20 protein-coding genes and 2 pseudogenes are annotated in these 23,228 nt (G+C 70.2%); 12 read left to right on the top strand and 10 right to left on the bottom strand.

The annotated features are described in order from the left end of the window. Positions 1-196: 196 nt before the first annotated feature. The 3 genes and pseudogenes from OG440_RS00800 to OG440_RS00790 all read right to left on the bottom strand — a co-directional run. Positions 197-472: pseudogene (locus tag OG440_RS00800) on the bottom strand (arsenic resistance protein); the annotation flags it as partial. Between the two features lie 169 nt (positions 473-641). Beyond that, a complete protein-coding gene (locus tag OG440_RS00795; RefSeq protein WP_406004866.1) occupies positions 642-1,061 on the bottom strand; it encodes an arsenate reductase ArsC in 420 nt (139 codons plus the stop codon). Between the two features lie 38 nt (positions 1,062-1,099). After that, positions 1,100-1,735, bottom strand: a complete 636-nt coding sequence (locus OG440_RS00790; protein ID WP_406004865.1) for a low molecular weight phosphatase family protein — start codon at positions 1,733-1,735, stop codon at positions 1,100-1,102. A gap of 75 nt (positions 1,736-1,810) precedes the next feature. Here OG440_RS00790 and OG440_RS00785 point away from each other — a divergent pair, with 75 nt between their 5' ends. Together OG440_RS00785 and arsB are read left to right on the top strand one after the other, a co-directional pair. Next, on the top strand, positions 1,811-2,119 hold the full coding sequence (locus OG440_RS00785) for an ArsR/SmtB family transcription factor (RefSeq protein WP_406004864.1): 309 nt from the start codon (positions 1,811-1,813) through the stop codon (positions 2,117-2,119). Continuing rightward, positions 2,116-3,219, top strand: a complete 1,104-nt coding sequence (arsB, locus tag OG440_RS00780; protein WP_406004863.1) for an ACR3 family arsenite efflux transporter — start codon at positions 2,116-2,118, stop codon at positions 3,217-3,219. The genes OG440_RS00785 and arsB overlap by 4 nt, the downstream gene beginning before the upstream one ends. Positions 3,220-3,893: 674 nt before the next feature. Here the strand turns inward: arsB and OG440_RS00775 are convergent. Next, positions 3,894-4,205 (bottom strand): hypothetical protein, encoded by a 312-nt coding sequence (locus tag OG440_RS00775; RefSeq protein ID WP_406004862.1) that lies wholly within the window; start codon positions 4,203-4,205, stop codon positions 3,894-3,896. A gap of 145 nt (positions 4,206-4,350) precedes the next feature. On the opposite strand from OG440_RS00775, the gene OG440_RS00770 reads away from it, so the two are divergent. The 3 genes from OG440_RS00770 (at position 4,351) to OG440_RS00760 (ending at position 7,737) form a co-directional block, all read left to right on the top strand. Continuing rightward, on the top strand, positions 4,351-4,542 hold the full coding sequence (locus OG440_RS00770; RefSeq protein WP_406004861.1) for a hypothetical protein: 192 nt from the start codon (positions 4,351-4,353) through the stop codon (positions 4,540-4,542). Between the two features lie 1,009 nt (positions 4,543-5,551). After that, positions 5,552-6,271 (top strand): polyprenyl diphosphate synthase, encoded by a 720-nt coding sequence (uppS, locus tag OG440_RS00765; protein WP_406011209.1) that lies wholly within the window; start codon positions 5,552-5,554, stop codon positions 6,269-6,271. Beyond that, complete coding sequence (locus tag OG440_RS00760; RefSeq protein ID WP_406004860.1) at positions 6,268-7,737, top strand: oxygenase MpaB family protein; 1,470 nt, start codon at positions 6,268-6,270, stop codon at positions 7,735-7,737. Before uppS ends, OG440_RS00760 begins: the two co-directional genes overlap by 4 nt. A gap of 20 nt (positions 7,738-7,757) precedes the next feature. On the opposite strand, the gene OG440_RS00755 is transcribed toward OG440_RS00760, so the two are convergent. After that, a complete protein-coding gene (locus OG440_RS00755) occupies positions 7,758-8,258 on the bottom strand; it encodes a hypothetical protein (protein ID WP_406004859.1) in 501 nt (166 codons plus the stop codon). A gap of 23 nt (positions 8,259-8,281) precedes the next feature. On the opposite strand from OG440_RS00755, the gene OG440_RS00750 reads away from it, so the two are divergent. Then, complete coding sequence (locus OG440_RS00750; RefSeq protein ID WP_406011208.1) at positions 8,282-8,473, top strand: hypothetical protein; 192 nt, start codon at positions 8,282-8,284, stop codon at positions 8,471-8,473. A gap of 460 nt (positions 8,474-8,933) precedes the next feature. On the opposite strand, the gene OG440_RS00745 is transcribed toward OG440_RS00750, so the two are convergent. The 3 genes from OG440_RS00745 to OG440_RS00735 are packed head-to-tail and all read right to left on the bottom strand — an operon-like array spanning position 8,934 to position 10,538. Next, the gene (locus OG440_RS00745; RefSeq protein ID WP_406004858.1) at positions 8,934-9,821 is read right to left on the bottom strand and encodes a rod shape-determining protein; all 888 of its coding nucleotides are present in this window, start codon (positions 9,819-9,821) and stop codon (positions 8,934-8,936) included. After that, complete coding sequence (locus tag OG440_RS00740; protein ID WP_406004857.1) at positions 9,791-10,165, bottom strand: TraR/DksA family transcriptional regulator; 375 nt, start codon at positions 10,163-10,165, stop codon at positions 9,791-9,793. Before OG440_RS00740 ends, OG440_RS00745 begins: the two co-directional genes overlap by 31 nt. A 46-nt stretch (positions 10,166-10,211) precedes the next feature. Next, positions 10,212-10,538 carry a TraR/DksA family transcriptional regulator gene (locus tag OG440_RS00735; protein WP_406004856.1) on the bottom strand — a complete coding sequence of 109 codons (327 nt, stop codon included), beginning with the start codon at positions 10,536-10,538 and terminating at the stop codon, positions 10,212-10,214. A 345-nt stretch (positions 10,539-10,883) separates the two neighbouring features. Here OG440_RS00735 and OG440_RS00730 point away from each other — a divergent pair, with 345 nt between their 5' ends. From OG440_RS00730 to OG440_RS00715, 4 genes are all read left to right on the top strand, one after another. After that, positions 10,884-11,834 (top strand): HAMP domain-containing sensor histidine kinase, encoded by a 951-nt coding sequence (locus tag OG440_RS00730; protein ID WP_406004855.1) that lies wholly within the window; start codon positions 10,884-10,886, stop codon positions 11,832-11,834. Then, positions 11,831-12,496: a response regulator gene (locus OG440_RS00725; protein ID WP_406004854.1), complete on the top strand. Its 666-nt coding sequence runs from the start codon at positions 11,831-11,833 to the stop codon at positions 12,494-12,496. Before OG440_RS00730 ends, OG440_RS00725 begins: the two co-directional genes overlap by 4 nt. Before the next feature lie 582 nt (positions 12,497-13,078). After that, entirely contained in the window at positions 13,079-15,346 is a 2,268-nt protein-coding gene (gene secD, locus OG440_RS00720; protein WP_406004853.1) for a protein translocase subunit SecD, read from the top strand. Between the two features lie 365 nt (positions 15,347-15,711). Further along, positions 15,712-17,661: a flavin monoamine oxidase family protein gene (locus tag OG440_RS00715; RefSeq protein ID WP_406011207.1), complete on the top strand. Its 1,950-nt coding sequence runs from the start codon at positions 15,712-15,714 to the stop codon at positions 17,659-17,661. Positions 17,662-17,683: 22 nt separating this feature from the next. On the opposite strand, the gene OG440_RS00710 is transcribed toward OG440_RS00715, so the two are convergent. Continuing rightward, positions 17,684-19,642, bottom strand: a complete 1,959-nt coding sequence (locus OG440_RS00710; protein ID WP_406004852.1) for a CASTOR/POLLUX-related putative ion channel — start codon at positions 19,640-19,642, stop codon at positions 17,684-17,686. 292 nt (positions 19,643-19,934) lie between these two features. Between OG440_RS00710 and OG440_RS00705 the strand changes: the two are divergent. Next, a pseudogene (locus tag OG440_RS00705) lies at positions 19,935-20,270 on the top strand (transcriptional regulator); the annotation flags it as partial. Between the two features lie 1,015 nt (positions 20,271-21,285). Continuing rightward, entirely contained in the window at positions 21,286-22,122 is an 837-nt protein-coding gene (locus tag OG440_RS00700; protein WP_406004851.1) for an alpha/beta fold hydrolase, read from the top strand. Between the two features lie 387 nt (positions 22,123-22,509). On the opposite strand, the gene OG440_RS00695 is transcribed toward OG440_RS00700, so the two are convergent. Further along, on the bottom strand, positions 22,510-23,082 hold the full coding sequence (locus OG440_RS00695) for a TetR/AcrR family transcriptional regulator (RefSeq protein WP_406004850.1): 573 nt from the start codon (positions 23,080-23,082) through the stop codon (positions 22,510-22,512). Positions 23,083-23,228: the final 146 nt, after the last annotated feature.

Genomic DNA, 23,228 nt, shown 5'->3' with positions numbered 1-23,228 from the left:
AGCCTCTGGCATGGTGGCGGGTGTTGGCGATCCGCATCCCCAGGACAACTGGCACTCCGTCCCTGGCGGGCCGCGGCCCGCCAGGGACGGATCCGGTGTTCTTGAGCGCTACGGACCCGGCGTCCTCCAGCGATACGAACTCGGAGTGCTTCCGCGGCACGCGCACACGAACAGTATGGACGGCTTCGCGGCGGGTTCAGACACGGGCGGGCCCTTCCTCGGCGGCAGCCACAGGGGCTGACGGGGGCTGGGAACAGGGCGAGTAACGGCGGGCGGCGAGGGCGACATCGACCAGGCCGATCAGCACCGGGACCTCGATGAGTGGGCCCACGACACCGGCCAGGGCTTGCCCGGACGTCGCCCCGAACGTCGCGATGGCCACGACGAAGGCGAGTTCGAAGTTGTTGCCCGCGGCGGTGAACGCCAGCGTCGTCGCCCGCTGACAGTCCAGGCCGATGGCCCTGGCCTTCGCCCGCACTGTCGCCCCTGGTCGCTGCGGACGACGGGCAGCCCCCTCGGCGTCGTACGTCAGCTCCGCGGCCCGGTGGCCCATGAGGTAGCGCGGGGAGTACGGCTCCGCCTGCGCGACGAGACCGTCCACCAGGTCACGGCTGCGCACCCGATGCCGGGAGCGATCGGGTTCACGCCTCCTGCTTGGCGTCGATCTCGGCGATGAGGGCCTCGATGCGGGTCTTGATCTCGTCGCGGATCGGGCGGACGGCCTCGACGCCCTTGCCGGCCGGATCCTCAAGAGCCCAGTCGAGGTACTTCTTGCCGGGGAAGATCGGACAGGCGTCGCCGCAGCCCATGGTGATGACGTAGTCGGACGCCTGGACTGCCTCGGTGGTGAGGGCCTTCGGCTCGGCGTCGGCGATGTCGATGCCGGCTTCCCTCATTGCCTCGACGGCTGAGGGGTTGATCTGGTCGCCGGGGATGGATCCGGCGGAGCGGACCTCGATCCGGCCGCCCGCGAGGTGGTTGAGGTATCCGGCGGCCATCTGGGAGCGGCCGGCGTTGTGGACGCAGACGAACAGTACGGAGGCGAGAGGGGTGGAGGACATCGTTCTTCCTTCACGAAGTGGTGTAGGCGGTGCGGGGTTCAGATGCTCGGCAGACTGGCGAGCAGGTCGGTGATGCGGGCGTCGATGTCGTCACGGATCCGGCGGACGGCTGCGATCGGGGCGCCGTCGGGATCGGCCACGGGCCAGTCCAGGTGGCGGCGGCCAGGCATGACGGGGCAGGCGTCCCCGCATCCCAGGGTGATGACGATGTCGGCGGCCCGCTCGACTTCGTCGGTCAGCGACTTGGGGAACGCTCCGGCCGGATCGGCGTCGGCTTCGGCGAGGACCAGGGCGACGTGCGGCTCGATCTCAGGACCCGGGTGGGTGCCCGCGGAGGAGACGGTGACCTTGCCCGCCGCCCGTTGCTGCAGGAGCGCGGCGGCGAGCTGGGAGCGGTCGGCGTTGCGGCTGCAGACGAACAGCACGCGCGGCAGCCCGGAAACCGGCGCGCCCTGGACGTGGGCGAGGGCGTCGAGGCGCTCGGCAGTCAGTCGCTCGGCCGGCAGGACCAGGTGCGTGGTGACCGACGCGGTCTGGGCCGGACGCCGGTGGGAGTCGTTGAGCAGGCCCTGCACGGTCTCGGCCGCGAAGCGGCCGGCGTGCCGGACGGAGAGGCGGGCCGCGCCGGCGGCCAGGCGTTCCTCGGGCAGGGCGGGGGTGGAAGCGGGAGACATGAGAAGACCCTTTCGACGGGCCCATAGGTCAGCCCTGGCTGATATCAGCGGCGGGTGATGTGACAGTATCAGCCCATGATGACGTCAGTCGACACTGACCTGATCCGGGTGCTGGCCGACCCGCTCAGGCTCCAGATCGTGACCCTGCTCGCCCGCGAGACGCTGTGCACCACCCACCTCGTCGAGGAGACCGGTGCCAGGCAGACCAACCTCTCCAACCACCTGAGAGTCCTGCGCGAGGCCGGGGTCGTCGAGACCGAGCCGTGCGGGCGCTGGACCTACTACAAGCTCCGCCCCGACGTCATCGCCCAGCTCGCCGGGCAGTTCGCCGACCTGGCTGAACGTGCCCGTGCCGCCGCCGACAACAAGAGGGCCTGCCCGTGACCCGCACCGAAGCGCCCGCGACGACGGACGCGTCCGTCGTCGCCAAGCTCTCCACGCTCGACCGCTGTCTCGCCGTGTGGATCCTCCTCGCCATGGCCGTCGGCCTCGGGCTCGGGCGGGTGATCCCCGGACTCAACGACGCGCTGGCGAAGGTGGAGATCGGCGGCATCTCCCTGCCGATCGCGCTCGGCCTGCTGATCATGATGTATCCGGTCCTGGCCAAGGTCCGCTACGACAAGCTCGACGCCGTCACCGGCGACCGCAAACTGATGATCTCCTCGCTGGTCATCAACTGGGTCCTGGGACCTGCGGTGATGTTCGCGCTCGCGTGGATTTTCCTGCCGGACCTGCCGGAGTACCGCACCGGCCTGGTCATCGTCGGCCTGGCCCGCTGCATTGCCATGGTCATCATCTGGAACGACCTCGCCTGCGGCGACCGTGAGGCCGCCGCCGTCCTGGTGGCCCTCAACAGCGTCTTTCAGGTCCTGACGTTCGGTCTGCTGGGATGGTTCTACCTCGACCTGCTGCCCGGCTGGCTGGGCCTGGACGACGGCGAGCACCTGGACATCTCGATGTGGAAGATCGCCCTGAACGTGGTCATCTTCCTCGGGGTCCCGCTGCTGGCCGGGTTCCTGACCCGCCGTATCGGCGAGAGGAAGCTCGGCCGCGAGAGCTACGAGAGCGCATTCCTGCCGAAGATCGGCCCGTGGGCGCTGTACGGGCTGCTGTTCACGATCGTGATTCTGTTCGCCCTGCAGGGCAAGACCATCACCTCCCAGCCGCTGGACGTCGCCCGGATCGCGCTGCCGCTTCTGGTCTACTTCGCGGTGATGTTCTTCGGTACCTTCGCGCTCGGCAAGGGCCTCGGCCTGGCCTACGACCGCACTACGACGCTGGCCTTCACCGCGGCGGGCAACAACTTCGAGCTGGCCATCGCGGTCGCCATCGCCACCTTCGGCGTGACGTCGGGCCAGGCCCTGTCCGGGGTCGTCGGCCCGCTCATCGAAGTACCCGTCCTGATCGGCCTGGTCTACGTGGCCCTGGCCTGGCGCAGGAAGTTCACCGTGACCGCACTGACCATCACGGGGCAAGCCCGCTGATGCACTGCCTTGACGGCCGCATCCAGGGAACCAACCACACGGCCGTCGCCGTCTGCCACGACTGCGGGGCCGCCGCCTGCGCGGAACATGTCCGCGTGACTGTGAACGAGGTCCATGGCAGATCGATGCTCAGTGCTCCGTACCATCCCTCGGCCCGTACGGTGCGATGCGCCACGTGCGCGACGGCGCGGGCGCACTGCGCACTGCACGTTGCCGCCGCCCGCAGGCGTCAGCCACCGGGCAGACACACATATGTGGGGGTCCCGCTGGATCGCAGTCTCAGGTCGGATATCCGGAGCTGCTTGTTCCATCCGGGCATGTCTGTGAACTGTCTTCACTGACCCGGCGGCCTGTTTCACACAAGGGCAGGCCGGGGGAGGGGGCGCTGTGGAGGCAGTTGCCAGACCACCTCATCGGTCTCCTGGGTCCGGTGCCAGGCGGCCAGCGTGCCTTGAGCCACCAGCCGATCCAGGAGCCCTCCTGTCTGGTGAGGGAATGGCCGCAGGCGGGCTAGGACTGTCATGCCAGTGTCGGGACTGCCGCGGCTGGACAGGCGTGCCTGCGCCACCCCGTGCTGCGCCTGACTGCCCTGGTGCTGGCGATCACCGTGTGGCCTTCTGGCACGTCGAGCCGCATAAGCAAGTTGCTGGCGTACACTTTTTGGCCCGGGCCTTCTAGGCGACGGGTGCCCGCGTGGGAGCCGGGACCGGGGCTGTGGGGCGGGCCGGGCGGGTAACAAAGAGCCAGACGCACAGGCCGAGGGCTGCGAAGAATCCGCAGAGCAGGACAGCGACCACGGCACCGACCGGTACGGAGCAGCCCGTGCCGGCGAGGCTCATCGTCGTCACGACGCTCAGCAGGCACGCGGTCACGATCGACAGTCCACTCACCGCGATTGTCCGGGCGGCCCCGCCACCGGTCACCCGGATCCCGTCCAGGCCGGGGCGGCCGTACGCCGCATAGCCGACGACCGACACGGCGAGCACTGAGAACAGCAGCAGGACGATCAGGACGCCCAGCCAGAAGGGGGACCGCCCGCCGTAGTACGCCTTGCCGTAGGCGTACTACGGCGTCGCACAGGAGCGCGAACACCGGAAGAGGCACGCACTGGCCGAGCAGGCGCCGTGCGTAGTGGATGGGGTCGTAGGGCAGCACACCCTCGATGAGCAGGACGGCGGCGAAGATGAGCAGTGCTCCGGCGACGGAGAAACCGACGCCGGCCACGACGTGCTCGAACAGCGCCCGGCCGCGGTCTTCTCCGTCGGCCGCGACGACGCAGTAGGTGAGCGAGCTGAGGACAAGCCCGAGGAGGGCCGCGAGTAGCGTGGGAAGGGCTTGGCCGAGCGCTTCTTCCCGGCGACCGGTCGGCGCGGCCTCGCCGAGAAAGTGCGTCACGACGATGAACACGGCCGCGAGCGCGAAGCCGGCCAGCGCTCCGGAGAGTTGTGAGTAGAGCTCGGCAACCGATGTATATCGAGGGGCAGCGGACTGCACGACATCGGCGGCTCCGGAATAGGCGACGAGACGTATCGTGCTGCTGTATGGGCCCCGCACCGCGAGGTTTGCAGGTTTCCGGCGCAGGTGAGGGGGAGGTGCGGTAGGACGCCGACAGCCCCGCATGGCCGAAGCTGCTGGGCGCGCCGACGCGAACACGGCGGCCCTCTGATCAGTGAAAAGGCCCCCACACCCGCAAGAGTGCAGGGGCGTCGCGTTGCCGTAGGCAAGCTGAAGGACCGCGCGGAGGCATGGCGGCCCTACCTCGCTACTGGTCGTAGGGCGACGGTTCCAGGAGGGCAGACAGGGCTTTGCCGTTCTCGAAATGCCTCATGTCCGGGCCCGAGGCGCGACGGGAACGGCGGCACCGAACGCGGTGCTCTGCAGCACCGTGATGCGCTCGATGACGAGGCCCATCAGCAGGGCCGCAGCGATCATGAGCGCCTCCGCCACCACGAGGACGGCCATAGATCCCGGGGCTGTCCGGCCCGCCATCACGAGTACCAGCGCGTGCGTGATCCAGGCGACCCACCACAGATTCACCAATGTCGTGTCTCGCTTCTCCTGGGGAATCGTGCAGATGAGCCAGGGGTGACGGCCCCCGTTTAGCCGGTCAGGACCCTTCCATTCACGCCAGACTCCTGGAGAGGGACGCTCCGGTGGAGCGTATGGGCGATATGGGGTGGGCGTGACCGAGCGCGGCAGGGCCGACCGTGCCGCTGCGGGGGAGACGGGGCTGGGTGTGAAGGACCAGGGCATCCAGCGCGCAGGCGCGGCGACGGGGAACCGGCCAAGCGGGCGACAGGACAGCGACGAGCAGCGGCGAGTCGACGGGCCGGTGCGTGCGGTGCCGCGGCACGTGGCCTGCGTGATGGACGGCAACGGCCGTTGGGCTCAGCGGCGCTCGCTTCCCCGGACGGCGGGCCATCGGGCAGCGGAGACCACCGTCATCGACATCATCGAGGCCGCCCGGGCGGCCGGCGTCGAGTGGCTCAGCTTGTACGCCTTCTCCACCGAGAACTGGAAGCGTCCTGGTTCCGAGGTCGACTACCTGATGCGTCTGGTCCGCCGGGTTGTGCGCAAGCACGCGCCGCTGCTGCTCGCCCGCGGCATCCGCTGCCGCTTCCTCGGGGCTTCGGACCCGCGCATCCCCCGTGAGCTGGCTCAGGATTTCGAGGATCTGGCGACGCTGACCGCCGACAGCCGGGGGATGACGCTGACTGTCGCCTTCGACCACGGCGGACGCCGGGACATCGTGGACGCCGCCAGGTCGCTGATCCGAAGCGGGACGCCCGCCGAGGAGGTGACCGAGCGGCTCTTCGCGGACCACCTGCCGTTCCCCGACACCCCCGACGTGGACCTCGTCATCCGCACCTCCGGCGAACAGCGCATCTCGAACTTCATGCTCTGGCAGGTCGCCTACGCCGAGTGGGTCTTCCCCGAGGCGCTCTGGCCGGACTTCCGGGCCCCGGACTTCCTCGCCTGCCTGCACACCTACCGGCGCCGTGACCGCCGCTTCGGCGGCGTGCCGCCCCAGACGAACGGAGACCCGTCATGACGACTGGAACCACCACAACGGCCGACGAAGCACCTCTGTTCGGGCCGGAGTCGCAGTTCCGCGCCTTCTTCGACGACCCGCGCTGGGCGCTGGCCATCATCCGCGCCACCGTGCTGGAGGCCGCCCACCCGCAGATCGGTGCCGCCCTCGCCGACAACTCCACCTTCGTCGCCCACCCCTGGCGCCGGCTGCGCAACACCTTCCTCAGCATGCGGCGCATGTTCGACGCCGATCCGGCGGTACGCGAACGGGAGGCCGCCCGCCTCAACAGGCTGCACGCCCGCATGAGCGGCTCCGACGCCCGCGGCCGCACCTACGACGCCATGGACCGCGCGACCCGCGCCTGGGTGGTCGCCACCCTCTTCGAGAGCGCTGTCACGATGTGCCGACTGAGCGGCCAGCCGCTCGACCAGGACACCATGGAGCGCATGTACGCCGAGTACCGCGCGTACCTCGCCGCGCTCGACGGTGACGCCGGAGAACTCCCCGACGACCTGGCCGACTTCTGGCGGTACTTCGACAGGGTCGTCGAGGAGGAGCTGGAGAACACCGAGGCGGCCCGCGTCATCCTCTACCGGCTCTTCGACCACCTGCCCGCCCCCGCGCTGCTCGCCGGCGCGCCGACCCTGTGGGCGGCGGGCCGGGCCGTCGTCGGTCCGCTTCTCGGCGCGATCACCGTCGCCTCGCTCCCCGAGCCCTACCGGCGCAGGGCCGGCCTGCCCGAGATGCCTGGCACCCCGACCCTCATGCAGGGCGCCTACCTGGCCGCCGGGCTCACCCGATTCCTGCCCGAGGGCTGGATCGACGCCGAAACCATCATCGAGACCCTCTCCCTCTCACCCGACAGCGACGACCCCCGCGCCCGGACCGTCACCGCGCTGCGCGCTCGCATGAAGCGGGCCTCGGCCCTGCTCCGCCTCCTCACACCACTGAGCGATGAGACAGGCCCCGACCCGGTCCCGGCCGCCTCGCGGATCACGGGAGAGGGCCGGCGCTCGGCGGAGGAGTTCTTCCGTCAGGTGCTGGACCAGACCGGCGACGGCCACCTTGACTGGCCCGACCTCGCCGCCATGGCACGCGAACTGGCCACCCGCCTCGACCTGGACGAACCCGAGGAGACCCGCCTCTACGACGCCTTCGCCGCCTGGTGGCGCGAACTCCAGGCCACCCTCGACACGGACGGCGACGGCCGCGTCAGCGCCGACGAGTACGCCGCCGCCGTACCCTCCCTCGCCGGGCCCGCGCTCATCCGCGTCGCCGAGGTGCTCTTCGACGCCACCGACAAGGACGGCAGCGGGACCATCGACGCGGACGAGCACCGGGCGCTCTTCCGCACCGCCTTCCATCGCGACCTCACCATCACCGACGGCACCTACGGCCGCAGCGCCTTCGTTGGCCAGTTCCTTTCCTTCATGGCAGGCCGTCGCACGAACACCCCGTATGACCCCCTCCTCGCCGACGCCTAGCAAACCCGTGGGGCGTGCCGTCACCGGGTACCAGCACTGGCCGAACGCGCCTGGGGCGGCTGGTGGCCCGCTGTGCAGCGCGGGCCGAGTTCGGCGCGGATCCGGGGCAGGACTTTGGTGCCGAGGAGTTCGATGGCGGCCATCATGCGGTGTTCGTACTGCAGGTAGGTGGCGCGGGCCTGGTCGTCGGTGTCGGCGACGAACCCGTGGACGGCGACCGCGATGTCGGTCTGCTCAGCGGGGTGGCCTGCCTCCCACGCAGCGCGGTAGGCGTGGCCGTACTTGTGGGTCTTGCGCTGGCAGGTGGCGCGGGGGCCGACCTGGCTGCCCGGACAGACGAATACGGACGGGTCAGGGTCTGAGACCGCGACGGGCGAGGTGGGCTGCTCATCGTGCTGGTGTCCTTGCGGCAGGGGACGGTGGGGGAAAGCCGGGGTGGTGCCGCGAGTAAGGCGGGGATGTCGAGCCGGGTGTCGGGGCGGCGCTGGGTGCAGGGCCGCAGGGCATGCCGAGCCGCTCACGCCCGGACCACGCGTACTTGGCGATGGCCACCGTGGACTGGAAGGCCGCCGCCGTGACCACCGTCGCGCTGATGCGCGCCGAAGCCGGGCGCGAACCCCGTGACCGGGCCCTGCGCGACCTCATCGGCGAACCCTCCACGCTCAGCACCCAGTTCCGCCCCACCGGGCCGCCGCAGACCTGTTCCCGATGCTCGCCGCAGCGGCTCCCCGGCTGAGCAAGACGCTCGTCGAGGAGGAGAGCTTGCCGAACCCCATGGAGGCTCGTGTCCGAGGTGGACAATGGACAGCAGCAAACCCTGTCCATATCTTCGGCTCCGCAGCACAGCCAGGCCGCAGATCGGGCACGGACACAGGGGTGGTCAGCATCGGCTCCGGCAGTGCGACCGGTGAGTGATCGAAGATCACAAAGTGCTGATTGACCTGTTGCGGACCTGTGACCGGCAGCCTGCCGTACCGCGTCGTCGATCTTCGCGGCGACGTCAACGCGGGCGTGCTTGCGGGCGCCGCGCCGGTACCTGTTCACGGAGTCGGCGGTGTGCCCCCCCTGCGCGACGGCGCGGGCGCTGCCCGGCTGCCTGAGCAGGCAGCCGACCTTGCTTTGAGGGTCTTGGGCGGCTGGCGGGTGAAGCTTTCGCGGTTGGCCCGCTCGAACGCATCGTCGATCTCGCCCACCGGTTACTCCCCTTCGTCAAGGACGGCGTCACCGCCCTTGATGTGACGAGCCGGATTCAGACCCTGCTGCGTGGTGGAGGGGTGGGTGTGGGCGGCTTGGAGGAGTTTGGCTGCGCCGCGCACTGCGGCGGTGTGGGGAGAGGGGACGGGCTGGACGGGGGTGTGCAGCCGGCCGGTGAGGCCGTAGGTGATGTCGGGTCGCAGTGCGCCCCCGCCGGCAAGGAGTGCGCCCCGCTGGAGGGCGTCGAGCGTCTGGGAGGTGTGGTCCTGGTCCAGCATGGCGGTCAGCATGGCGACGACCGCGTCGGTGATCTGCGCGGGCGGGGTGAGGCTGTCCAGGTCGCTGGTGCCCAGGGCGGTGTGGCGGGCGTCTGTCACCGCGCCGTCGGTGAGGAGCGTGACCTCGGTGAGGTGGGCGCCGATGTCGACGACGAGCAGGGGATGGGTGAGGTCGGCGTCCGCGGCCATCGCCACAGCACGGGCGGTGGGGACGGTCAGTACGGTGCGCGGGCGCAGGACGTCCACTGCGGTGCGGGCTTCGGCACGGTAGGTGACTCCGCCCAGGACGGGCGTGGTCAGGATGAGCAGCGGGCGGCCGAAGCGGGGCAGGCGGTGGCTGAGCAGCCGGTCGAGCATCCGAGCCGTTCCGGGGGTGTCGACGATCGCCCCGCGCTGGATGGGATACATGGCACCGGTGCCCGGGAAGGTCACCGTGGGCACGTCGAGGATCACGCGCCGTCCGGACGTCCAGGCGCGGGTACGGGCGCTGCCGAGATCGAGGGCGATGCCCGTGCACTGCCGGCACCAGGGCCACGAGCGGTGCCGGGCGGCCACGGGACTATCGGGGCTGGGGGCGGTGGTCACCGGTCGGCCTCCCTGACCTGCTGGCATCGGGCGCAGTAGCGGGCCTGCGGCACGATCATCAGTCGCTCGCGAGCGATGGGGCTGTGGCACAGGTGGCAGGTGCCGTAGCGGCCCTGGTCCATCCGTTCGAGGGCGGCTTCGACGTCGGCCAGAACCATGCGGGCGGAGGCGGCGAGTTTGACGCGGACCTCGATCTGGGACGCGGCTTGCCGGTCGCGGCGCGCGTCGGCGCGGGTCGTGGCGGCGGTGGAGAGCTGGTGCAGCTGTTCCTGGCGGAACAGGCGCTGTTCGTGCAGGTTCTCGCGCAGTGCGGCGAAGTCCTCGATCGACAGGTTGGTGTTGCGGTCGTCGATGATCTGGTGGTTCACCAAGTCACCCCCTGGACAGGGCGGGAGAGGGAGGTCGGACGGGTGGCTGTCAGGCGGAATAGCGCTGGCAGGGGACGCAGAACGGGGTGTAGGGCAGGATCTCGAGGCGTTCGACCGGGATCGGCCTGGCGCAGCCCTGGCAGATGCCGTAGCTGCCGTCCTGGACGCGGGCGAAAGCGGCCTCGACCTCGGCGAGGACTCGCTGGATGGTGTCTTTCTGCGTGGACATCACCTGTTCCTCCGCGTCAGCCCGGAGCTCGTCGATGGCCCGCAGTTGGGTGAGGCGGGAGGCCCGTTCGTGTTCGAGGCGCTGGAGGGCCTCGTGCGCCGTCAGTCGTTCAGGGCGGGTTTCGGTCTGGGGCGTATCGAGTGACATGGCGATTCCTTCTTTCCACGTGAGGTGAGGTACGCCGGGCGGGGTAGGCGTTGGGGCGAGGGCCGGGGGAGAGTCACGGGGGCTGGTCCATGCCTCTACCGTGGCCGCGATGCCGCACCAAGCCCATCGGGCGCGATACCCATCTATGGCATGGCGCAAGGCCCATCGCGGGATGGGGAGGCCACGAGCGGGAAATGGGCATTGGAGCCCATCGACGCCGGAACCGGCAAGCGGGCAGCCTGGACAGCAGGCCGGTCAGGACCAGTGGACGCAGCTCATGCTCGGAGTGCTTGGTGACCGACAGAAGAGACAAAGCCGTGTCACACATAGAGAGGCGTCATTCCGGTGTCCCTGTTCTGGCGGATTTTCGTGCTCAATGCGGTGGTGCTGGGAAGCGCCACCGCGCTGCTGCTGTGGGCACCGGTGACCGTCTCCGTGCCGGTGGTGCTGACCGAGGCGGTCATCCTCGTCTCCGGCCTGGTGGTCATGCTGGTTGCCAACGCCGCTCTGCTGCGGATCGGGCTGGCCCCGCTGGAGCGGCTCACGCGGCTGATGGCCACCGTCGATCTGCTGCGTCCCGGGCAACGGCTGCCGGAAGGGGGCCGTGGTGAGACCGCCGAACTGATCCGCACCTTCAACGCCATGCTCGAGCGCCTCGAGCACGAACGGGCCTCCAGCAGCGCCCGCGCCCTGTTCGCGCAGGAAGCGGAGCGGCGCCGCATCGCCCAGGAACTGCACGACGAGGTGGGCCAGAGCATGACCGCGATCCTGCTGTCGCTGGAGCGGGCCGCCGACGACGCCGACGAGCCCCTGCGCGGTGACCTGCGGCAAGTACAGGAGATCACCCGGGGGAGCCTGGACGAGGTACGGCGTCTGGTGCGTCGGCTACGGCCGGGCGTACTGGAGGATCTCGGTCTGGTCAGCGCGCTGACCTCGCTGACCAGCGAGTTCGCCACCCACGTAGGGCTGCGGGTGGTACGTCGCTTCGAGACCGGTCTGCCCGCGCTGGACCATCAGACGGAGCTGGTGCTGTACCGCGTCGCCCAGGAAGCCCTGACCAACGCGGCCCGTCATGCCGAGGCCGGCCAGGTCGAGGTGAGCCTGCGCCACACCGGCGAGGCGGTGGTGCTGGCCGTCATCGACGACGGCCGCGGCACCGGGGCTGCCCGCGAAGGGGCAGGAATGCGCGGAATGCGCGAGCGGGCCCTGCTGATCGGGGCCACTCTGGATGTCATCTCCCAGCCGCAGGCCGGTACGACGGTCCGGCTCACCGTGCCCCTCAGGAAGCAGCCATGACCACGCCGCACACATCCGTGATCCGTATCCTCCTCGCCGACGATCATGCGTTGGTACGTCGTGGGGTGCGGCTCATCCTCGACCGGGAACCGGACCTGGAGGTCGTCGCCGAGGCCGGGGACGGGGCGGAGGCCATCGAGCTGGCCCGCGCCCATGAGGTCGACCTGGCCGTGATGGACATCGCCATGCCCCGGATGACCGGCCTGCAGGCCACCCGGGAACTTCTCGCGCTCAAGCCCGGCGTGCGGGTGCTGATGCTGACGATGCATGACAACGAGCAGTACTTCTTCCAGGCGCTGAAGGCCGGCGCCAGCGGATATGTGCTCAAGTCCGTGGCCGACCGCGACCTGGTGGCCGCATGCCGCGCCGCCATGCGCGACGAGCCCTTCCTGTATCCGGGTGCGGTCACCGCGCTCATCCGCAACTACCTCGACCGGGTCCGCCACGGCGAGGAGCCGCCCGATCAGGTGCTGACCGCACGCGAGGAGGAGGTCCTCAAGCTCGTGGCCGAGGGGCACTCGTCGAAGGAGATCGCCGAGATGCTCTTCATCAGCATCAAGACCGTCCACCGGCATCGGGAGAACCTGCTGCACAAGCTCGGCCTGCGTGACCGGCTGGAACTCACCCGCTACGCGATCCGCGCGGGTCTCATCCAAGCCTGAGCCTGCTGTCTTCCTCACGGCTCCGGCAGCCCACTCCCCAGCCGGGGCCCGGAGACTCCGCGCTCTGCCGACCGGCGCCACCAAGGGGAAGGGAGAGGGGATGGCCCGCTTCGAGCGCACCGCTCCGCGCACGCGTGGATCTGGCTCGCCAGCGGTGTGGGCCGTCCTGCTCGCTGTTCTGGCCTCCCTGCTCGGCTCGTCTGCCCTGGGCAGTGAGGACCCCCGTGTATCGAGTGGCACGGTGGCCGCTGCCGAGGCCGCGTCGGCGCACAGCGAGTCCTACGCGGACAGGGCGGACCCTGCGGTCTGCACCGTTTCCGTTCGAAGCCATCGGGACGGCGCCGGCGAGCGTCATGCTCCGCCGGTCTCCACCCCGAGTGCGTCGCCTGGCATGGGGGCCGACCCGTTCCGGCTCGCACAGCCCCCGTTCTCGGCGATAGGCCCGCCTGAATCGGAGCAACCGGCACACCGCCATGGGGTGAGGGCACCACCCGTGCTCTCCGGCATCTGAACCCTTCACCTCTTCTCCCTTCTTGGCCGCGGCCACTGTCCTGGCCGTGGTGTGCCTGCCGGAGGCCCCCTGTGAACCGATCCCCGCACATCAGAGGGCTGATCGCCCTCGCTGCCGTCGTCCTGTCCCTGTACGTCGCGCTCACCGTGCCCGTCCACCTCGGACTCGATCTGCGAGGCGGCACCCAGCTCGTGCTGGAAACCCGCCCCACCGCCGCCGACACCGACGGCGAGGCCACGGACCGCACCGTAGAGGTGCTGCGCGGCCGCATCGACGCGCTCGGCGTCGTCGAACCCACCATCACCCGCTCCGGCAGCGACCGGATCGTCGTCGAACTGCCCGGCCTGCAAGATCCCCGCAAGGCGGCCGACGTGCTCGGCCGCACCGCCCAGCTCACCTTCCACCAGGTACTCGGCACGGCCGCTGGCGCCGACCACCTGCCCGAACCGCTGCCCAAACGGCCTCGTCAGCAGGTGCTGGCCGACGAGTCCGGCCAACATCTGCGTCTTCAGGCGGCTTCACTGACCGGCAAGGACGTCGAGAAGGCAACCGCCCGCTTCGACCAGCAGAGCGGCGGCGGATGGCACGTCACCGTCGACTTCAGGGGATCGGGCGAACAGGGGTGGGCCCGCCTGACCGGCGAGGCCGCCTGCCACGCGGCCGGAGACCCGGCCCGCCGGGTCGCCATCGTCCTGGACGACAAGATCATTTCTTCGCCGCAGGTCGACCCGTCCGTCGCCTGCCGGTCCGGCATCAGCGGCGGCTCCACCCAGATCACCGGCACGTTCGACGACAGCGAAGCAAAAGAGCTGGCCCTGCTCATCAACGGCGGCGCCCTGCCGGTGCCGGTCGAGACCGTCGAGCAGCGCACCGTCGGCCCCACCCTGGGCGCGGAAGCCATCAGGGCCAGCGCCTGGGCCGCCGTCATCGGCACCGCCCTGACCTCGCTGTTCATCATCACCGTCTACCGCCTCATGGGCGCCCTGGCCACCGTCGCCCTGGCCTGCTACGGCCTCATCTCCTACGCCGCCCTCGCCGCCCTCGGCGCCACCCTCACCCTGCCCGGCCTCGCCGGCTTCGTGCTGGCCATCGGCATGGCAGTCGACGCCAACGTGCTCGTCTTCGAACGCGCCCGCGAGGAGTACGCCTCTCGCCACCGCCCCACCCCACGGTCGTCCCTGACCGCCGGATTCCGCAGGGCCTTCAGCGCGATCGCCGACTCCAACATCACCACCCTCATCGCCGCCGGCCTGCTGTTCTTCCTCGCTTCCGGCCCTGTGCGCGGGTTCGGCGTCACGCTGGGCATCGGCGTCCTCGCCTCCATGCTCAGCGCTCTCGTCATCACCCGTGCCCTGGCCGACTACGCCGTCGCCCGCCCCCGCCTGCGCCGCCGCCCCCACCTCACCGGCATCGCCCACACCGGCACCGTCCGCGATCGCCTCACCCGTACCCACCCGGACCTGATGCGCCACCCGCGCCGGTGGCTGGCCGCCTCCGCCGCCGCCCTCATCCTCGCTGCCTCCGGCATCGCTGTGCGCGGCCTCGACTTCGGCATCGAATTCACCGGTGGCCGCCTCATCGAATACAGCACGGCCGCCCCCGTCGACGCCGACCGGGCCCGCACCGCGCTCGCCGACGCGGGATTCCCCCGGGCCGTCGTCCAGACCTCCGGCGAGAACCAGCTCACCGTCCGTACCCACCACTTGAGCAACATCCAGGCAGCGACCATCACCGACACCATCACCGACCTGACACACCAGGCCGACAAGATCCGCGACGAAGCCATCGGGCCCAGCCTCGGCAAGGAACTGCGCCAAGGCGCCCTCATCGCCCTCGCTGTCACCCTCGCCTCCCAGCTGATCTATCTCGCGGCACGCTTCCGCTGGCTGCTGGGCACCTCGGCGGTCGCCGCCCTCGCCCACGACGTTGTGATCCTCATCGGCATTTTCGCCTGGCTCGGCAAGCCCGTCGACGGCGTCTTCCTGGCCGCGCTGCTGACCGTCATCGGCTACTCCGTCAACGACTCCGTCGTCGTCTTCGACCGGATCAGGGAACTCGGCCGCCATGACCGCAAGACGCCCTTCGCCCGCATCGCCAACCAGGCGCTTCTGCAGACCCTGCCCCGCACCGTCAACACCGGCATGGGCGCCGCGTTCATCCTCACCGCGCTCGCCGTTCTCGGCGGCTACACCCTGACCGACTTCGCTCTCGCCCTCCTCATCGGCCTCGTGGTGGGCACCTACTCCTCGATGTTCACCGCCACACCGCTGGCCATCGAACTGCACCAGAGCGGCGGGGCCGGTCGCATCCCCGTGGTCAGGGGCAGCGCGCGGCGCTGAGGTTGGGGAGGTCCGGTCCTGTCGTCTGTGATGATCAGGCGACAGGCTCCAACCGGACACAGCACCGGCCCGGGCTGGGTGAGAGACAGGCTCCGACGGGACCGCCTGCGCTTGCGGACGCGACCTGACCGAAGTTCTGTTCCGTGGCGTCGGCGTCGTAGGCGACCTGTGAGACAGCGAGCGGACTCCGAACCTGCCCCGACGGCCCCCGCGTAGCGGACGTGCGGCCGGAGCGGAGGCCGCCCGTACGAAACTCAGTTCGTCAGCTCGGGACGGCGCGCGACGCACGTCCGGGTGGTACTTCCCCGCGCGCGTGCATTCCGGCCGTTCGGGTCCGGGCGAGCGGCAAGAGTTGGGTCATGATCATGGATCCCGCTGCCAACTCCGATACCTCCGAAGCTCCCGGAACCCCCGGCGGGCCCGCACCGGCGCCCTCCCGCCGTACCGTCATCGCCGGCGCGGCCGCCATCGCCGGAGCCGGCGGGCTGACGATCGCCGCCACCTCCGCCGAGACCTCGCAGGCCGCCCCCGCCACCGCGGTCGCCGACTGGGGCGCCTGCCTGACGATCGCCCGGGCCATCCTCGTACGGGACGACGAGGACCAGCCGCTCGTACCGCGCTACGCCGACATCCTCCTGAAGAACGGCCTGCCCCGCTCGCGCCGCCCCGGCAAGAAGGTGCTGATCGTCGGCGCCGGGCCGGCCGGCCTCACCGCCGCACACCTCCTGCGCGAGGCCGGCCACCAGGTCACCGTCATCGAGGCCAACGCCAACCGGGTGGGCGGCCGGATCAAGACCTTCCGCACCGGCGGCCACGAGAACGCCGCCCAGCCCTTTGCCGACCCGAAGCAGTACGCCGAAGCCGGCGCGATGCGCATCCCCGACAGCCACCCCCTGGTCACGGGACTGATGGACAGCCTCGGCCTCAAGCGCCGTCGCTTCCACCTGGTCGACGTGGACGGGGCCGGCCGCCCCGCCTACCGGACGTGGATCTACGTCAACGGCATCCGCGTCCGCCGCGCCGACTACGCGCGCGCCCCGCAGGCACTCAATCGTTCCTTCGGAGTGCCGCAGGCGTACGAGTCCGTCCCCGCCTCGCAGATCGTCCGCGACGCCTTCGCCCCCGTCCGCAAGGAGATCGAGGGCAAGAAGGACAAGGAACTCGTCGAGGGCTGGGCACGCGTCATCCAGCGGTACGGCCACATGTCGATGTACCGCTTCCTGACGGAAGAGGCAAGGCTCGACGAGCGGACCATCGACCTGATCGGAACCGTCGAGAACCTCACCTCCCGCCTGCACCTCGCCTTCGTACACAGCTTCATCGGCGCCTCCCTGATCAGCCCCGACACCGCCTTCTACGAACTGCCCGACGGCACCGCCACCCTGGCCGACGCGCTGTACGCCCGCGTGAAGGACCTCGTGCGGCTCGACCGCCGTGCCACCCGCATCTCCCACAGCGAGGGCAAGGTCACTGTCGAAACCGTCTCCGAGGGCCGCGGCGGCAGCCCCGTACGGCGCGAGACCTTCACCGCCGACACCGCCATCATCACCGTCCCCTTCTCCGGCCTGCGCCACATCCCCATCACCCCGGCGCTCTCCTACGGCAAGCGGCGCGCGGTCACCGAACTGCACTACGACGCCGCCACCAAGGTGCTGCTCGAATTCAGCCGCCGCTGGTGGGAGTTCGACGAGGCCGACTGGAAGCGCGCGCTCGAGGCCGTGCAGCCCGGCCTGTACCGGAAGTACCAGACCGGGCAGAGCCCGGCGAACGGAACCCTGCTGGGCGCCCACCCCTCCGTACCCGAGGGCCACATCTCCGCAGGCCAGCGTGCCCACTACACGGCCAGCCGCATCGTCACGCGCGACCAGCCCGAGGCGGCAGGCGTCATCGGTGGCGGCTCGGCCACCGACAACCCCAACCGCTTCATGTTCCAGCCTTCCTACCCCGTCGAAGGCAGCGCCGGCGGCGTCATCCTCGCCTCCTACAGCTGGTCGGACGACGCCCTGAAGTGGGACTCCCTGGACGACGAGGAGCGCTACCCCCGCGCCCTTGCCGGGGTCCAGGAGGTGTTCGGGCAGCGCATCGAGGTGTTCTACACCGGCGTCGGCCGCACCCAGTCCTGGATGCGCGACCCGTACGCCTACGGTGAGGCGTCCGTGCTGCTCCCCGGCCAGCACACCGAGCTCTTCGCCCACGTCCGAAAGGCCGAGGGCAACCTGCACTTCGCCGGGTGCCACACCTCCATCAAGCCCGCGTGGATCGAGGGAGCCCTGGAATCCGCGGTGCGGACCGCTCTGGAAGTGCACACGGCGTAGCGGCCGCCCAGGCGGCGCGCCGTCAGCTCTCGGCGAGCACGATCAGCCAGTCCTCCTCCAAGAACCGGACCCGCTGCCGCTTGTCGGGGTTGATCCGCACCCCGTAGTCGGGGCCCGTGGCACTCCGCGCGCGCAGCCGGTAGCCGACCGCGCATTCCCGGCGCCGCCGCGCCGACTCGACGGCGGTGGCGAAGAAGACCTCATGGCCGGCCCGGACGTAGTCCGCGGCCGGCTTGAGGTGGAACTCGTGGCCCTCCGCCGTGAACAACTCCTCGAAGACCGCGGCGAGATACGGGCTCTGTGAGATCTGGGTCATCAGAAGGCTGATCAGCCGGCCGCTCACGATGAAGTCGGCGCCGTCACGGGCGGGCGCGAGGAGCCGGTTGCCGTCGTCGGACAGCTCGGTGGTGAGCGCGAGTTCCCGTTGCGCGGCGTCCCCGACAGCCCGCAGATGCAGCAGGGTGACCAGTGTCCTGTCGTCCGCCCGCGCCTCCGGATCCGTCACCGGAGCGAGAGAGGCGACGGGCGTGCCCGAGGCCGAGCCGCAGGCCGGGGCCGCGAGTTCCGTCTCACCGATCACGATCACGCTGTCGTACGAGGGCACGTTCAGCTTGGCCAGGGTGAGCGGGTCGGTGATGTCGCCCTCACGGAAGGAGACTTCGAGGCGGGACCGCGCCGCCGTGAGAGCTCGCGCGCCACGCGTGGCCGCGTACTCGCCGAGCGCCACGACGTCCAGGGTGGTTCCCGGGCTCACGTACTGGTCGAACTGCTCGATGACGAGCGGGGCGCGGCGGTTCCAGCCGAGCAGGAGGAGGCGTTCGGCCTGGACGGTCCTGGGCCCGGCCGTCACGATCGCATCCTCCTCGACATGGGAGGCCACGTCCGCCCGCACGGCCGTGTCGTCGTCCTGGGAGATGACGATGATCCGGTCGCCCGGGACGATCGCCACCCCGGGATCCGGATTGAGGGTGACGCTCCCGTCGGTGTGCAGCAGGCCGACCGCCGAGGAGGTGGCGAACGACAGCAGCGCCTCGCCGAACGTTCGCCCCACCAGGCCCCCGGCGGCGACCGGGTAGAACTCGTCGCCCTCGAAATCGAGCAACTCCGAGTAGACGAGCGAGAGGCCGGGCTGCCGGGCGGTCTGGACGAGGAGCCGGGCGACGATGTCGTCGACGCACAGCACGTGTCCCGTGGGCCCGGCAGCCAGCCTGGCGGTCATGTGGTTGTGGGAGTCACGGACGGCGGCGACCACCACCGCTTCCCCCTGACCGGACCCGGGGACGGCCGCGTCGAGGGCGAGCAGCGTCTTCACCACGTGGGCGTCACCGGTGTCCCCGGTGGGAGGCAGCACCAGTACCGCCTTCGCGGTGCGCGGACTCACCCGGCACAGCTCGGTGGGGTCGGTGGTGCTCCCGTTGCGGCAGATGATCCGCGTCCTGCCACTGTCGCTGACGCGGGTGGAGATCTCGTCCTCCATCCACACCTTGTCCTGCGGGGCAAGCACGGCGACGGCGGAGCGGCGCTGGTTCGCGTGGGCGGCCACCAGCTCCCCGAGCACGGGAAAGACCTGGTCCGACCACCCCAGGACGACGGTGTGCCGCGTCTCCAGCACGGTGGAGTGGCCGAGGCGCAGCGACATGATGCGCCGGTTGATGCCCGTGGTGATCAGACTGACCAGGGTCGACACGAAGAGCAGCGCCACCAGCGCGAGCGATACGGAAGCCAGCACGTAGAGCGGTGAGCCGACGGCGCCCCCGATCTTCAGCGTCTGGCCGACGCTGACCCACACGGCGGTGAGCCGGCCGGAGAGCGTGGCCGGAGCGGCCCGGTCGGACCAGACGAGGACCATGCTCGCCGGAACGACGACGGCGAGGCAGGCCAGGGCGAGCCAGCCGATGAGCGCGGTCGTTCCCCCCGAGACCAGACGGTCGAAGCGGTACCGGAGACGGTGCCGGAGTGACGTCGTGTGCTGCTGCGCCACACAAGCTCCCGTACATGAGTCGATGCGCCGATCGGAGCGGCTGCCCGCCACCCCAGAATCACCCTAGGCAGATCCCTGCTCCCGCCCCCCTGGATCCGACCGACCTCACTCAGAGGTATGAACGCACCATGGAAGCCGGGCCGGGCGGGGTGTCGAGCGCGACGTTGGCGATCGGGTGCAGCACCGTGCCGGGGGGAAGGTCCGCGTGTCGAGAACCTCCCCACCGTGGTGCATGTTCGCACCGCTCGTGTGGGGTGAAAGCATGCCCGGCAACCTGAACCCGCCTGCCCCGCCGTGTGTGCTGTGCGGGCGTCCGGCCAGACAGCGTGTGGCCGGGTTCGCTCAGCATCTGGACCCCTCCGGCTGTCAGGCAACCCCTGCACAAACCCCGAAGTTCTCGCCCACCGCGCCATCTGCCCGGGCTCGAGTGCCGCGCACGGCGCGTCCTCCCCGTCCGGCCCGCGAGACAGGTGCAGTTCCGCGCGGGCGGGCGTTCCAGGAGCCGTCCGGACCCGTCGACTTGATCCACGAAGCGGTGCACGCTGTGCTCGCCGAGCACCAGGGCGACGTCGAAGCCGCAAGCGCCGTACTGCTGAAGCGGGCCATCCCGGACGCGATGCGCCTGCTCGTCGTAGGGGCGCCCTTGCGGGTCTCGAGTCGTGCACCGTCGTGCAGCTGAGGCCCTCGCCGAAGGCGAACGGCGGATCCTGTGCCAGAGCGGCGCATCGGCAGCCGTGCTGCCCCAGGGCCTGGTTGGTAGTGGACCGGCAGCCACCCGCTCGGCTCGATGCGCCCGAGCAAGAGCTCGGTGACCGCCCGACCGCCTGCATCCCCGGGGTGAAGGCCTGGACGATGGCGTCCGTGCCGAGTGCCCGGGCGGGCAGGATCGAGGGCTTGCCCTGGAGCAGGACGACGAAGGGCCGGTCGAGCTTCCAAAGGGTGTCGAGAAGTGCGATCTGACGTCCCATGAGCTCCAGTGTCGCCGTGGAGCGGCCTTCCCCGGTCGTGCCGACGGTGTTGCCGACGAGCGCCGCGAGCGCTGCACCAGATCCGCTGTGGGTGCAGGTGGGAGGTGCGCCGTACCGGTGGCCGGGGGGGCGGGGCTGAGGCGGGCGTCGTCGTGGTCCGCGGTGCGCACTCCGGCCCAGCCTCCGTCCTGAAATCCGGGGCACAGCCAGGCGTCGTCCTCACGCCGGGCATCGAAGTCCTGAAACCGTCGTACAGATCGTCGGCTGTCCCCGGTCCGGGGCCGGACGGCCACGGCTCGCCGGTCACGACCAGCGTCTCGTGGCCGCCGGCGTAGGTGAGCCGCTCCTGCCCTGGTGGTTCGCTGTGCTGGTGCACCCCGACGCCCGGGGAACCCGTGATTCCGCCGCTGTGCATCTCGTTCGGCCAGCCCCCTTGCCCCCTGATGAAATTATGGTCATACGTCAATGGTCGACGGGTTGTTCAGGGACCTGATCCAAGGGGTTTCCCACTTCCTCGGCCTCCTCTGACCGCCGACCCCGGACTGCAGCCGCAGCCGGGAGACCCGGGAACCGCTCTGCGCCCACCTGCGAGGAAGCAGAGGTCGGCGCACAGTGGCGGTAATCCTCACATCGAAGGGCACGACCGTGAACGCACGCGACACACGAGGTGACGGTGTGACGTCGTACAAGAACGCGCAGACCCGCACCGTCACCGCCGACGGAGTGACCTTCGCCTACCGCGACCTCGGCCCCCGGACCGGCATGCCGGTCATCTTCATCACCCACCTTGCCGCCGTCCTGGACAACTGGGACCCCCGGGTCGTGGACGGCATCGCCGCCAAGCACCGGGTGATCACGTTCGATCTCAGGGGTGTGGGCGCGTCGAGTGGCGTGACGCCGAAGACCATCGAGGAGATGGCCAGGGACTCCGTCACCTTCATCCGGGCGCTGGGCTTCGAGCAGGTGGACGTCCTCAGCTTCTCGATGGGCGGCATGATCGCCCAGGTGATCGCCCAGACCGACCCGCAGCTCATCCGCAGGCTGATCCTCGCGGGCACAGGTCCGGCCGGAGGCGAGGGCATCAAGAACGTGACCCGGATCTCCCACTACGACACCCTCCGGGCACTGCTCACCCTTCAGGACGTGAAGATGTTCCTCTTCTTCACCCGCACCGCGAACGGTCGCCGGGCCGGCAAGGAGTTCCTGGCCCGTCTGAAGGAGCGCACCAAGGACCGGGACAAGGCGATCGCTCTCAAGTCCTACTTCTCCCAGCTCAAGGCCATCCACCGCTGGGGGCTGGCACGGCCGCAGGATCTCTCCCGCATCCAGCAGCCCGTGCTCGTCGCCAACGGCGACAACGACAGGATGGTTCCGACGCCGAACTCGCACGACATGGCCGGGCGACTGCCGAACGCCGAACTGGTGATCTACCCCGACGGCGGCCACGGCGGCATCTTCCAGTACCACGAGCAGTTCGTGCCGACCGCTCTCGAGTTCTTCGGCCGGCCGTAGGGCCGCGGTGCGGTCTGCGTACGGGCCGAGGACGTGGGTCAGAGCCGTGACGCCCGGTGGGCGGGCGGCTCTGCCACCTGTTCGACGTAACTGGCCTGCTCACTTCTCGGTCAAACGGCGCCGAGCCGGTTGTCGTGCAGGATGGCGACGCGGAGACCGGTGTGGTCGGCGTCCCGTCCGCGCGCCAGGCCCAGGAGCGCGCTGCCGCTACGGCGCATGCCGAACCCGCGCGACGCCAGCCGCCGTACGAGCGGAGGACCGCCGCGTCGGTCGCTCCCGAGATCGCAGTCGCCCCGGGACCACCCGCTCAGGCTGAGCGCGGAAACGCGGGTGCACGGCGCCGGCGCCCCGGCACTTGCCAGGTGCTCACCCAGCCGGTCCTGACCGTCATCGCGCGAAGGCGAGGGCGTTCTCGATCCCCTGCTCGAGGACCTCGTCGGAGAAAGTCCGGTCGGAGAGCGCGCGGGAGAGCTGCAGCGTTCCCACCGCCATGGTGTAGAGCCCGATGGCCTTGCCGCGGGCGGACTGCGGATCCTCGGGTGCCAGACGGGCGGCGAGCTCGTCCAGGATGGCTTTCGCGCCGTCGGTGTAGGCATCCTTGGCCGCGTCACCGCAGCGGCCGATCTCGTCGAGCAGGGCTGCGGACGGGCAGCCGTCGCCGGGGTTGTCCCGGTGCTCGGGTGACAGATACGCGCGGATGAGATCCTCGAGTCCCTCACGGCCGGGCCGCAGCGTGCCGTACTGCTTGACCTGCGCGCGCAGCTGCTCGGCGACGACGTGGGCGACGAGGTCGTCCTTGGACTCGAAGTGGGCGTAGAAGGCCCCGTTGGTGAGCCCGGCGTCGGACATCAGCGTGGAGACGCCGGAGCCGTCGATCCCGTCCTGCTTGAACCGGTGGCCGGCCCGCTCGATGATCCGCTGCCGCGTGACCTGCTTGTGCTCCTTGGTGTAGCGCGCCACAGGGTTCCTCCCTCAACTCCGCCAGGCCCTTGCCTCGCATTCCATCCTAATCCGTGATCTGACGCATGTAATATTATGATCGACAGGTGATTTTGCGGCCGATCTGCTGCCCATCGGACGGCAGGCCATGGGCCCACGTGGCTGCC

This window comes from Streptomyces sp. NBC_00637, assembly GCF_045161545.1.
GTDB lineage: Bacteria > Actinomycetota > Actinomycetes > Streptomycetales > Streptomycetaceae > Streptomyces.
The sequence above is the reverse complement of the archived record's forward strand: the minus strand, read 5'-3'. Positions and strand labels throughout refer to the sequence as shown.

Coding starts and splice junctions, on each gene's coding strand:
- OG440_RS00725 (WP_406004854.1), top strand. CDS start 11,831: ATGACCACGCCGCACACATCCGTGATCCGTATCCTCCTCGCCGACGAT.
- OG440_RS00715 (WP_406011207.1), top strand. CDS start 15,712: ATGGATCCCGCTGCCAACTCCGATACCTCCGAAGCTCCCGGAACCCCC.
- OG440_RS00735 (WP_406004856.1), bottom strand. CDS start 10,538: ATGTCACTCGATACGCCCCAGACCGAAACCCGCCCTGAACGACTGACG.
- OG440_RS00790 (WP_406004865.1), bottom strand. CDS start 1,735: ATGTCTCCCGCTTCCACCCCCGCCCTGCCCGAGGAACGCCTGGCCGCC.
- OG440_RS00785 (WP_406004864.1), top strand. CDS start 1,811: ATGATGACGTCAGTCGACACTGACCTGATCCGGGTGCTGGCCGACCCG.
- OG440_RS00745 (WP_406004858.1), bottom strand. CDS start 9,821: ATGCCAGCAGGTCAGGGAGGCCGACCGGTGACCACCGCCCCCAGCCCC.
- OG440_RS00750 (WP_406011208.1), top strand. CDS start 8,282: ATGGCCACCGTGGACTGGAAGGCCGCCGCCGTGACCACCGTCGCGCTG.
- OG440_RS00795 (WP_406004866.1), bottom strand. CDS start 1,061: ATGTCCTCCACCCCTCTCGCCTCCGTACTGTTCGTCTGCGTCCACAAC.
- OG440_RS00760 (WP_406004860.1), top strand. CDS start 6,268: ATGACGACTGGAACCACCACAACGGCCGACGAAGCACCTCTGTTCGGG.